Annotated in this window: 7 protein-coding genes and 3 tRNA genes; 6 read left to right on the top strand and 4 right to left on the bottom strand. The window is 34.7% G+C overall.

Annotated elements, in window-relative coordinates; all coding sequences use genetic code 11:
- Window positions 1-8: 8 nt before the first annotated feature.
- Window positions 9-1,379: a 30S ribosomal protein S6--L-glutamate ligase gene (rimK, locus tag E0I26_RS07410; protein ID WP_131915854.1), complete on the bottom strand. Its 1,371-nt coding sequence runs from the start codon at window positions 1,377-1,379 to the stop codon at window positions 9-11.
- A gap of 137 nt (window positions 1,380-1,516) precedes the next feature.
- A complete protein-coding gene (locus tag E0I26_RS07415) occupies window positions 1,517-4,063 on the bottom strand; it encodes an ATP-dependent Clp protease ATP-binding subunit (RefSeq protein ID WP_131915855.1) in 2,547 nt (848 codons plus the stop codon).
- A 262-nt stretch (window positions 4,064-4,325) separates the two neighbouring features.
- Between E0I26_RS07415 and gyrA the strand changes: the two genes are divergently transcribed.
- The 3 genes from gyrA to E0I26_RS07430 all read left to right on the top strand — a co-directional run bounded on the left by gyrA (window position 4,326) and on the right by E0I26_RS07430 (window position 9,915).
- A complete protein-coding gene (gene gyrA, locus E0I26_RS07420; protein WP_131915856.1) occupies window positions 4,326-6,950 on the top strand; it encodes a DNA gyrase subunit A in 2,625 nt (874 codons plus the stop codon).
- 48 nt (window positions 6,951-6,998) lie between these two features.
- Entirely contained in the window at window positions 6,999-8,267 is a 1,269-nt protein-coding gene (locus tag E0I26_RS07425; RefSeq protein WP_131915857.1) for a tetratricopeptide repeat protein, read from the top strand.
- Between the two features lie 583 nt (window positions 8,268-8,850).
- Entirely contained in the window at window positions 8,851-9,915 is a 1,065-nt protein-coding gene (locus tag E0I26_RS07430) for a tetratricopeptide repeat protein (protein WP_165929419.1), read from the top strand.
- A 57-nt stretch (window positions 9,916-9,972) separates the two neighbouring features.
- Here the strand turns inward: E0I26_RS07430 and E0I26_RS07435 are convergent, their stop codons facing one another.
- The gene (locus E0I26_RS07435) at window positions 9,973-10,734 is read right to left on the bottom strand and encodes a C40 family peptidase (protein WP_131915859.1); all 762 of its coding nucleotides are present in this window, start codon (window positions 10,732-10,734) and stop codon (window positions 9,973-9,975) included.
- Window positions 10,735-10,828: 94 nt separating this feature from the next.
- The gene (locus tag E0I26_RS07440; RefSeq protein WP_131915860.1) at window positions 10,829-12,007 is read right to left on the bottom strand and encodes an acetyl-CoA C-acyltransferase; all 1,179 of its coding nucleotides are present in this window, start codon (window positions 12,005-12,007) and stop codon (window positions 10,829-10,831) included.
- 233 nt (window positions 12,008-12,240) lie between these two features.
- Here E0I26_RS07440 and E0I26_RS07445 point away from each other — a divergent pair.
- From E0I26_RS07445 to E0I26_RS07455, 3 genes are all read left to right on the top strand, one after another.
- Window positions 12,241-12,324 (top strand) — tRNA-Ser (locus E0I26_RS07445).
- A gap of 80 nt (window positions 12,325-12,404) precedes the next feature.
- A tRNA-Pro gene (locus tag E0I26_RS07450) sits at window positions 12,405-12,479 on the top strand.
- 24 nt (window positions 12,480-12,503) lie between these two features.
- Window positions 12,504-12,577: transfer RNA gene (locus E0I26_RS07455), tRNA-Arg, on the top strand.
- Window positions 12,578-12,686: the final 109 nt, after the last annotated feature.

The following is a 12,686-nucleotide window of genomic DNA, read 5'->3' on the forward strand; positions in this document are numbered from 1 at the left end:
ATAACTTTTTATTTCAATTTAAAATTCTTCTCAATCGCTTTTATCATTTCGCCAGCAATATCTTTATTCGTTGCGCCTTCAATGCCTTCAAGACCCGGCGATGAGTTTACTTCTAGCAACAATGGTCCTTTTGCAGAACGAATAATATCGACACCTGCAACTTTCAAATCCATTGCTTTGGCGGCTTTTATGGCAATTCGTTTTTCTTCGCTAGTAACTTTTATAATTGACGCTGTTCCCCCAAGATGAATGTTGGCTCTAAATTCGCCAGGCATCGCCTCTCGCTGAATAGCAGCAACGACTTTTCCGTCTATTACAAAGCAACGAATGTCTTTTCCGTTGGCTTCTTTGATGAATTCTTGAACTAAGATATTGGCATTTAAGCTTTTGAATGCATTTATAACACTTTCTGCAGCCTTTTTTGTTTCGGCCAAAACAACCCCTTTTCCCTGAGTTCCTTCTAATAATTTTACGATGAGAGGAGAACCTCCTACCATTTTTATCAAGTTGTCGGTATCTAAAGGCGAATTGGCAAAACCAGTTGTTGGAATATCTACGCCATGATTAAGTAACAATTGCAAAGAATATAATTTGTCTCTAGATTGGGTAATTGCGGTAGAAGAGTTGAGGCAAAAAACCTTAAGTGCTTCAAATTGCCGTGTTAAAGCACAACCATAAAAGGTAATACTTGGTCGAATTCGAGGGATAATCGCATCAAATTGATTTAATATTTTACCGCCGCGATAATGAATTTCAGGTGTTTTTGCGTCCAGTTTCATGTAACATTCCTTAATGTTCAGAAAATGCATTTCGTGACCACGCATTTCCCCAGCTTCCATAATACGCTTGTTACTATACAACTCAGGGTTGCTGGCCAAAAGACCAATACGCAAACCTGAACTCGCTTTTTCAGAGTTTTTATATAATTCTTTCAAAGTATCTGAAGTAGGTTGCCCTAAAAGATATTTTTGTTCCGGATCAACAAGAACTCTTCCACTCATGGCCTCACGACCCAAAAGCATTCTGAAACCCATGGAATCTCGATTGGTCAACGTCATTTCAATAGGCCATTTTGAACTTCCTATTTGCAAATTTGTTTGGATAACATAGCGTTGTTCTCTAAATCCGCTAGAACTTTTTACGATGCGTTTGTCAACCAAAGGGGCTTCACAATGAATAACAGTTTTTAGATTATTTTGGATAGGGTTGATGTCAAATTTCACCCAGTTGCTTTCATTTTTGATAAATGGAGCAATGTTTATAGCATGTAAAGCTGATGTTTTTGCACCCGAATCCACTCGAGCTTTAATAGTAGGAATCCCTAACTCTGGAAAGGAACACCATTCTTCACTACCTAAAATAACTTTGTTATCTGACATAAATTAATTTTAATTAACCTTTTTTATAAAAATCAAATGTAAATATTTGTTTTCAAAAAAAGTGTGTTTACTGTAAAGAATAAACCCGTTATGTTATAAAAACGTAACGGGTTTGTATTAAGATAATTGTTTAATAATTATGGATTTGTTGGTTCTCCAGCCTTATGAATTTTCACGGTTAATTCTTGTGAGCCTTCTTCAATATCCATGAAAATTTCATCCCCGGAAGTAATTTTCGAAGTGATAATTTCTTCTGCAAGGGCATCTTCAACATATTTTTGAATGGCTCTTTTTAATGGTCTGGCGCCAAATTGTCTATCGAAACCTTTCTCTGCAATAAAAGCTTTTGCTTTGTCAGAAAGATTTAATTGGTAGCCTAATTCAGCAACACGAGCGAATAATTTTTTCAATTCGATTTCGATAATCAAATCAATATCATGTTTTTCTAAAGCATTGAATACAATTACATCGTCAATTCTATTAAGGAATTCAGGAGCAAAAGTTTTTTTTAATGCGTTTTCAATGATGCTTTTCGAATTATCATCGGCCTGAGCTACTCTGGAAGCAGTGCCAAAACCAACTCCTTGACCAAAATCTTTCAATTGTCTGGCTCCAACATTTGAAGTCATGATAATTATAGTGTTTTTGAAATCAATTTTTCGACCTAAACTGTCTGTCAAATAGCCATCATCCAAAACCTGTAGTAACATATTGAAAACATCAGGATGCGCTTTTTCTATCTCATCCAATAAGACAACGCAATATGGTTTTCTTCTGACTTTCTCTGTTAATTGACCACCTTCTTCATATCCTACGTATCCCGGAGGTGCTCCAACTAAACGTGAGATTGCAAATTTTTCCATATATTCACTCATGTCAATACGAATCAATGCATCTTCAGAATCGAATAATTCTTTAGCCAATACTTTAGCTAATTGCGTTTTACCAACTCCAGTTTGTCCTAAGAAAATAAAAGAACCAATTGGTCGATTCGGATCTTTTAATCCGGCACGATTTCTTTGGATAGAACGAGCGATTTTCATTACTGCTTCTCTTTGTCCAATCACCTTTCCTTCAATAAGTTCTGGTAGTTTAGCTAATTTGTTGCTTTCGGTTTGTGCAATACGATTTACGGGTATTCCGCTCATCATAGAAACAACATCGGCAACATTGTCTTCAGTAACTTCAATTCGGTTGCTTTTAGCGTCTTCTTCCCATTGTTCCTGGGCAATAGCTAAGTCTTTTTCAATACGCTTTTCGTCATCACGAAGTTTAGCGGCCTCTTCATATTTTTGTTTTTTTACCACAACATTCTTCAATTCACGTACGTCTTCTAATTGACGTTCCAAATCTAAAATTTGTTTTGGAACTTCAATATTGGTAATATGAACTCTAGAACCTGCTTCGTCTAATGCGTCAATAGCTTTGTCCGGTAAGAAACGTTCCGACATGTATCTGTCTGTTAATTTTACACACGCTTCGATTGCTTCTTGTGTATACGTAACATTGTGATGGTCTTCGTATTTGTTTTTGATGTTGTTCAAAATGGTAATTGTTTCCGCAACAGAAGTTGGTTCCACGATTATTTTTTGAAAACGTCTTTCTAGTGCGCCGTCTTTTTCTATGTATTGTCTGTATTCGTCTAATGTTGTGGCACCAATACATTGAATCTCTCCACGAGCTAATGCAGGTTTGAACATGTTAGAAGCATCCAGTGAACCTGTTGCGCCACCAGCGCCCACAATGGTATGAATTTCATCTATAAAAAGAATGATATCGTCATTTTTTTCCAATTCATTCATCACTGCTTTCATGCGCTCTTCAAACTGTCCACGGTATTTTGTGCCTGCAACAAGACTGGCTAAATCCAAGGTAACGACACGTTTATTGAATAAAGTACGAGATACTTTTTTCTGAATAATTCGCAACGCTAAACCTTCGGCAATAGCTGATTTTCCAACTCCCGGTTCTCCTATAAGTAAAGGATTATTTTTTTTACGACGGCTCAAAATTTGAGAAACGCGTTCAATTTCTTTCTCGCGTCCCACAACAGGATCCAGTTTTCCTTCTTCGGCCATTTCTGTTAAATCCCTTCCAAAATTATCCAAAACAGGTGTTTTAGATTTTTTATTGGATTTATTGGCGGGATTGTTGAAAGTTCCTTCTTTTAGACTGTCATCTTGTCCTGAATCGTCATTATACGATTCGTTTCGTGGCAAATTTTCTATAAAATCTTCTTCGTTTGGAGTCATGTTTAGATATTGTTCTTTAGCTACATCATAATCAATTTTCAATTTATTCAATAGCTTGGTTGTTGGATCGTTTTCATTTCTTAAAATACACAACAATAAATGCGCTGTGCTGATAGACGAACTTTGAAATACTTTTGCTTCCAGAAAAGTGGTTTTAAGCGCTCGTTCCGCTTGGCGTGTCAGGTGTAGGTTTTTCTTTTCGACATTAACTTCTACACTAGGGCTTGCGGGGCTTAGAATCTCTACCTTTCTGCGTAAATGATCTAAATCGACAGATAGGTTGTTCAATATTTGAATTGCTTTCCCATTACCGTCTCTTAAGATACCCAGCATTAAGTGCTCAGTTCCTATAAAGTCATGACCCAATCGCAAAGCTTCTTCTTTGCTATAGGTAATGACGTCTTTTACTCTTGGTGAAAAATTATCATCCATAATATTATTGGTAATTTGGTACTGTAAATTTAGTGAATTAGTGATTGAAAAACAAAAACCATTCCTTTAAGAAGTGGTGTCAGCTAATAGACAAAAATAATAATGATTTTAAAGTTAAATTTCCCTTAATTTATTAACTAAAAACGAAGTGAATTTTGTTAATAAATCATTGAAATAAGTATTCTGAAATAGGCTAAAAAATTTCAAAAAGCCGTATATTGGCACGTTTTGAAACTAATATAATTTTTTAATATAACAACTTATGTCTGAAGGAGAAAAGTTAATTCCTATTAACATAGAAGATGAAATGAAAACGGCCTATATCGATTATTCGATGTCGGTAATTGTATCAAGAGCACTTCCAGATGTTAGAGATGGCTTGAAACCAGTACATCGAAGAGTACTATTTGGAATGCATGATTTGGGTGTTAACTCAAGATCAGCCCACAAAAAGTCCGCAAGAATTGTCGGGGAAGTTCTGGGTAAATACCACCCTCATGGTGATACATCAGTTTATGATGCCATGGTTCGTATGGCTCAAGAATGGAGTATGCGTTATTTATTGATTGATGGTCAGGGTAATTTTGGGTCTGTGGATGGTGATAGCCCTGCAGCAATGCGTTATACAGAGGCTAGAATGCGAAAGATTTCGGAAGAAATCTTGGCGGATATAGATAAAGAAACCGTAGATTTTAAATTAAATTTTGATGATACGTTAGAAGAACCAACAGTGATGCCAACGCGTGTTCCTACCTTATTAATAAATGGTGCAACAGGAATTGCGGTAGGTATGGCGACCAATATGCCTCCACACAACTTAACCGAGGTAATCAACGGTACGTTGGCTTTCATGGACAATAATGATATTGAAATTGACGAATTGATGACGCATATCAAAGCCCCAGATTTTCCTACTGGTGGTATAATATATGGTTATGAAGGTGTTCGTGAAGCTTTCAAAACAGGTAGAGGTAGAGTCGTAATGCGTGCCAAAGTTGGTTTTGAAGAAGTGGATGGTCGTGAGTGTATTATCGTTACTGAAATTCCTTATCAAGTCAATAAGGCAGATATGATTAAACGTACTGCTGATTTGGTGAATGATAAAAAAATAGAGGGTATCGCTAATATCAGAGATGAATCGGATAGAAACGGGATGCGTATCGTTTATATATTGAAACGTGATGCCACGCCAAACGTGGTTTTGAATACGCTTTATAAGTTTACGCAATTGCAATCTTCTTTCAGTGTAAACAATATTGCCATTGTAAAAGGGCGTCCGCAAATGTTGAATCTGAAAGATCTGATTCATTATTTTATAGAACACCGTCATGATGTGGTGACTCGCAGAACGCAATTTGAATTGAAAAAAGCGGAAGCAAGAGCACATATATTAGAAGGTTTGATTATCGCCTCGGATAATATTGACGAAGTAATTGCTTTGATCAAAGCTTCAAAAAGTACGGAAGAAGCTAGAGAAAAATTAATCGAAAGATTCAATTTGTCAGATATACAATCTCGTGCCATTGTAGAAATGCGTTTACGTCAATTAACGGGTCTGGAACAAGATAAGTTAAGAACGGAATACGATGAAATTATGAAGTTAATAGAGCATTTGAAAGCTTTATTAGCGGATGTAAACTTGAGAATTGCTTTGATTAAAGAGGAACTTACGGAAATTAGAGATAAATATGGAGACGCTCGTCGTTCTCAAATTGAATATTCAGGAGGAGATGTAAGTATTGAAGATTTAATTGCTGATGAAAATGTGGTAATTACGATTTCTCATGCAGGTTATATTAAACGTACCAATCTTACCGAATACAAAACCCAGAATAGAGGAGGAGTTGGACAAAAAAGTGCTGGAACAAGGGATCAAGATTTCTTGGAACACATGTTTGTGGCAACGAATCATCAATATATGATGTTCTTTACCCAAAAAGGAAAATGTTTCTGGATGCGTGTTTACGAAATACCGGAAGGAAGTAAAACCGCTAAAGGTAGAGCAATCCAAAACTTGGTGAATATAGAAAGTGATGATAAAGTGAAAGCTTTTATCTGTACCCAAGATTTAAAAGATAAAGACTATATCAACAGTCATAACCTTATTATGGTGACCAAAAAAGGTCAGGTTAAGAAAACTTCTTTAGAGAAATATTCTAAACCAAGGGTAAATGGAGTTGCTGCAATTACTATTAAGGAAGGCGATGAATTATTGGAAGCAAAATTAACTAATGGGGAAAGTCAAATTATTTTGGCTGTGAAATCCGGAAAATTAGTTCGTTTTGAAGAAACTAAAACCCGTCCAATGGGAAGAACAGCTTCTGGAGTTCGTGGAATTACCCTTAAAGATGATACGGATGAAGTAATTGGCATGGTTACTGTAAATGACATGAGCAGTGAAATTCTTGTTGTTGCCGAAAACGGTTACGGAAAGCGCTCAAGCTTAGACGAATACCGAATTACTAACCGTGGTGGGAAAGGAGTGAAAACCTTAAATATTACGGAGAAAACGGGTAAACTTATTTCGATAAATGCGGTTACGGATGCGGATGATTTGATGATTATCAACAAATCTGGACTGACTATCAGAATGGCTGTTGAAGATTTGAGAGTAATGGGACGTGCTACACAAGGTGTAAAACTGATCAACATCAAAGGAAACGATTCGATTGCAGCAGTTACTAAGGTTATGAAAGATGATGTAGCAGAAGTGTTAGTCGATGAAGACGGCAATGTTATAGAAACAGAAACAATCGAAAGAGTGAAACCAGTTTTAGAAGTTCTTGAGGACGAAGGTACTGAAGAGGATGACGATGACGATGATGATTCTGAAGAAGATGAAGCTGATGATGAGGCAGAAGGGGATGACGAAGATGACGACGCATAAATGTAAATTAGAAACCCAAGAATAATTATTAAACAAAAATAGAATATTATGAAAAGTAAATATGTATTACTAGCATCAGCATTATTGATATCAGTAGCTACTTTTGCTCAAAAAGATCAAATTAAAGCCGCTGAAAAAGCGTTGAAAGCTGGTAAATCCCAAGAGGCTGTAACCATTTTGACGGAAGCGGAATCTTTAATAGTTAATGCAACAGATGCTGAAAAAGCACAATTTTTCTTTGTAAAAGGGAATTCTTTGTTGGATTTAGCAAATAAGAATGTTGATGCTAACACCAATCTTTCGCTTGCGGCAAAAGCATACCAAGATTTAATTGCGGTTGAAAAAACTTCTGGAAAAGTGAAATTTTCAACTCAAGCTGCAGCTTCCATTACAGATATTAAATTCAAATTAATTAACGGTGCAATTGCTGATTCAAAAGTGGATAAGCATGCTGATAGTGCTAAAAAATTATATGACGCTTATTTGTTAGATAAAAAAGACACCATTAATTTATATTACGCAGCTTCTACTTATGTAAATGCTAAAGATTATGATGCAGCGCTTAAATTGTATGATGATTTAAAAACCTTAAACTATTCTGGAAAAGGAACTAGCTATTTTGCGGTTAATAAACTGACAAGTCAAGAAGACTTTTTTACTACACTTCAAGAAAGAGACAGAATGGTGAAAATGGGAACACATGAAAAGCCAAGAACTGAATTGGTTCCTTCTAAAAGAGGTGAGATTTATAAAAATATGGCTTTGATTTTAGTTGAAAAAGGTAAAACGGAAGAAGCTAAAAAAGCAATCTCTGAAGCAAGAAAAGCAAATCCAGAGGATACTTCGTTGACTTTGACAGAAGCTAATTTATATTTGGAAACAAAGGATTTTGAAATGTACAAAAAGCTTATTGCTGAAGTATTGGAAAAAAATCCTAATGATGCTGATTTGATTTTTAACTTGGGAGTATTGAGTGCTAATGCTAAAAATGTAGCTGATGCTGAAAAATATTACAAAAGAGTTATAGAAATTAACCCAAAATATATTAATGGGTATATTAATTTAGCTGCCTTGAAATTAGAAAATGAGAAAGTTATCATTGACGAAATGAACAAACTGGGAACCTCTACTAAGGACATGAAGCGTTATGATGAATTGAAAAAGAAAAGAGAAGAGTTATTTAGAGCTACTATCCCTTATCTTGAAAAAGCGGTTGAATTAGATCCTAAAAACGTTGATGTTTCTAAAACTCTTTTAGGAGTTTACAGCGCATTAGAAATGAATGCAGAGTACAAAGCGTTGAAAGCAAAGATGTAATCAATTTTTTAATTTAGTTGTAATCATTTTGTTTTTACAATACATTATTCCCGACTATATCTTTATAGTCGGGTTTTTTTATAAAAGATATTGAAATTTCATGACCTGCTAGGATTGTTAATTCGTTTTTATATCAGTTTTAAAATTATAGAATAAGTCTTTTGGATTAGAATTACAGCAAACGGTTTGACCTGATTGATTAGATGCATCATTTGTCAATTCAAGTAGTTTTGATATAGTCCAATTTAATTGATGAGCTAAAGACCGAGGTTTAATTGGAAAAATTTGGATTTTTAAAAAAAATACACAGACAACTTTACAATATATATCATTGATGGTATTGTTTTTATTTTCAAAGTATTAAGTTTTACTTATGCAAATGTAGTATTACTTCTTTGTAAAGTATAATATTATTGTATTTTGTGATTATTAGTTAATAAGGCTAATTTTATTTAGTAATATTATTTGTTTAATGAAAATAATATTTTATTTTGGTCAAATATTGCTAAATAAAATTAACCATCTAATAATAAGAAAAACTTTAACCAATTTACAACCCTTACCTAACCAAAACCTACGTAATATGAAAAAAAAATACTTAGTAAGATTGTTGCTGTTCTTTATTTCTGTATCTGCAGCGGCTCAAAAAGATCAGATTAAAGCTGCTCAAAATGAATTGAATAATGGGAATCCACAAGCTGCTTTGTCTACTCTGAAAGCTTGTGAGTATTTGATTACTAATGCTAAGGATCAAGACAGATCTGATTTCTTTAATTTAAAGGGAAAAGCATTTACCGGTTTAGCTAATAAAAACATTGAAACAGCTAAAAATCTTTCTCTTGCAGTTTCTGCTTATGAGGAACTAATAGCTTCTGAAGTGGATTCAGGGAATTTAAAATATGCAGTTCAAGCTAAAACTGCTATAAAAGAGATAAAAGATAATTTAGAGAAAAGTGCTAACGAAGATTCCAATGTCAATAAATATGCAGACTGTGCGAATAAAATGTATTATTTGTATCAAATGGATAAAAAAGACACTTTAAAATTATATTATGCAGCTTCAAATTTTATGAATGCAAAAGAGTATGATTCGGCATTAAAGAATTTTGAGGAATTAAAATCATTAAATTTTACAGGAAAGGGAATTCAATATTTTGCAACAAATAAAAAAAGTAAAATTGAAGAATTATTTGCTTCTGCAAATCACAGAGATTCAAATATAAAGGCGGGAACGCATGAGATACCTAGGAATGTAATGGCACCTTCTAAAAAAATAGATGTTTATAGAAGTTTAGCCCAAATATATACTGAAAAAGGTAATACTGATAACGCTGAGAATTATTATAAAAAAATTATAGATTTAAATCCCAAATATATTGATGCTTATATTAATATGGCTTACCTGAAGCTGGATAAAAGAAAAGCTTTGACTGATGAAATTAGTAACCTTGGAACTTCTGCAAAAGATATGAAAATCTATGAAGAATTGAAGGCGAAAAAGGATCTAGTAATTAAAAGTGCCGTTTCTTACTTAGAAAAAGGAAATACTATTGAACCTAAAAACATAGAGATTTCAAAAATGTTATTGAATTTATATCGAGCTTTAGATATGACTAACGAGTATAATGCTTTAAAAGCTAAAATATAATATTGCTTTTTTTAGATTAAAAACCTATCTTGAATACTAATTCTTGATAGGTTTTTTTTATACTATTTTTTTGATAACCCTTAATTTGTGGGTATGCTTGTTTGTCTCGGCATTAAATATCCCTAAATGATCTATACGGTCAATTCGTACTTTTCCACTGGCGTGAATGATATAATTATCGGACATTATTATTCCTACATGGATGATATTGCCTTCTTCATTGTCAAAAAAAGCTAAGTCTCCAGGTTCGCTTTCTTCAATAAAACTTAATGCTTCACCTTGTGTTGATTGTTGAGAGGCATCTCGCAATAATTTGTATCCATTGAGTTTATACACCATTTGAGTAAATCCGGAGCAATCAATGCCAAAAGGAGTTTTTCCTCCCCAAAGGTAAGGAGCATTCAAATACATAAAGGCAGTATTGATCAAGCTTTCTTTAGTTTTCTCTCCACTGGTTTTAGTTCCTTCAAAATCAAAATTTGAGATATTTATCTCATTATGATGTATAAAAGATACCGAAGAACCAAGCGGGATAGGGATCAATACATTATTTGGGGCAGTAATATATTCTATTAAATCAGCATTAAGAATGATGGCTTCAGTAGACAATTGATTAAAACTGGATTCGGAAATCAGTTGTAATTGTTTGGAATCTATCCAGCCTTCATAATCATCATATTGCATTCTGATGCGGGACCATTGTTTCAATTGTTCTAAAATTTCAAAATGTTCACCAAATAAAACTTGAGAAACGATTTCGCTTCTATCACTGGGTTCAAAGCGAAGTGGGATAATGGCTAGATTACAAATTCCGAACATTGGATAGGGTTAATAGGTTATGGGTTAATAGGTTAAAAGTTATGAGTGAAATTGCGTATAACGCTTAACTCATAACTTATAACCAGTAACTTTTTTAGGCTCTTTCGATAACAATTGCTGAAGCACCACCACCGCCGTTACAAATAGCTGCGGCGCCAATTTTACCGTTATTTTGCTCTAAAACGTTTAGTAAGGTAACGATAATTCGAACACCGGAACATCCTAGTGGATGCCCTAAAGATACAGCACCACCGTTTACATTTATTTTATCGTTTTCTAATTCTAGAATTTTAGCATTGGCTAAGCCTACAACAGCAAAAGCTTCATTAAATTCAAAATAATCCACATCATCAATGGACAATCCTGCTTTTTTTAATGCCTTAGGAAGTGCTTTTGCAGGACTTGTGGTAAACCATTTTGGTTCTTGAGCATAATCCGCATACCCTTTAATATAAGCCAAAGGTTTTAGTCCTAGTGAAATTGCTTTTTCTTCGCTCATTAATATTACTGCTGCTGCTCCATCGTTTATTGTTGATGCATTAGCTGCAGTCACGGTTCCGTCTTTGGTAAAGACAGGGCTTAATGATGGTATTCTGTCTAATTTCACATTCGTGAATTCTTCATCTTTAGAAACTATAATAGGATCTCCTTTTCTTTGTGGAACAGCTACAGGAACTATTTCATTATCAAATTTTCCGGAATCCCAAGCTTTTGCACTACGCTCATACGATTGAATTGCGAAGTTATCTTGATCTTCACGGGTGAAATTATATTCTGCAGCACATAAGTCAGCACACACTCCCATTGCACTGTTATCGTAAGCATCAGTAAGTCCGTCTTTCTGCATTCCGTCAATCATGGTTGCAGGGCCAAATTTAGTTCCATTTCTTAAATTCAAGTAATGTGGAATCAAACTCATGTTTTCCATTCCTCCGGCAACTACAATTTCGGCATCACCACATTGAATTGCTTGTGCGCCTAACATAACTGCTTTCATTCCGGAAGCACATACTTTATTTATTGTGGTACAGGCAACGGAATTTGGTAAACCGGCAAATATTGCGGCTTGACGAGCAGGAGCTTGACCTACGCCAGCCTGGACAACGTTGCCCATAAATACTTCATCAATTAAATTCGGATCTAACTTTATTTTATCTAAAGCACCTTTAATAGCGATTGCTCCTAATTTTGGAGCAGTAACTGAAGATAATCCCCCCATAAAACTTCCGATAGGTGTCCTAACGGCAGAAACGATAACAACTCTTTTGTTCATGACTTTTTATAATGTTGGTTTATGTAGCAAATTTAATCTTTTTTAAACAATTTCAAATTTTGATTCTGTCATTATCTTTTTTTAAATTTATTTTTCATTCTATATGTTTGATTGTGAAGTGTTTTTGTAAAAACGATAAAAAATATTGAAAAAAAGGCCCTAAATAGTTGTGAGAAACGTAAACATGTCTTAAATTTGCAACCGCAAAACAGGACACGTTTCCTAAGAGTTTTGGAGAGGTGCCAGAGTGGTAATGGAGCAGTTTGCTAAACTGTCATCGAGTAATCGGTGCCAGGGTTCGAGTCCCTGTCTCTCCGCTTGATAATTTTGTGTTTAGAGTACTAGCGTTACTCGGTTATCAATTGATAGCTTTCATGAAAATATTATTTGGTATTTTCGGGGTGTAGCGTAGCTCGGTTATCGCGCCTGCTTTGGGAGCAGGAGGCCGCAGGTTCGAATCCTGCCACCCCGACTGATTTTTTTTTACATGAGCAATGGAGGCATAGCTCAGCTGGATAGAGCACCTGCCTTCTAAGCAGGCGGTCGAAGGTTCGAATCCTTCTGCCTTCACTTAACCGATCAAGTATATTTTTATATATTTGGTCGGTTTTTATTTCTATATTATTGAATTATAGTTGGTTACCTTATTTTTGTCTCATTATCTCATTTTTACATTTTT

The organism is Flavobacterium rhamnosiphilum (genome assembly GCF_004349195.1).
GTDB classification, from domain to species: domain Bacteria; phylum Bacteroidota; class Bacteroidia; order Flavobacteriales; family Flavobacteriaceae; genus Flavobacterium; species Flavobacterium rhamnosiphilum.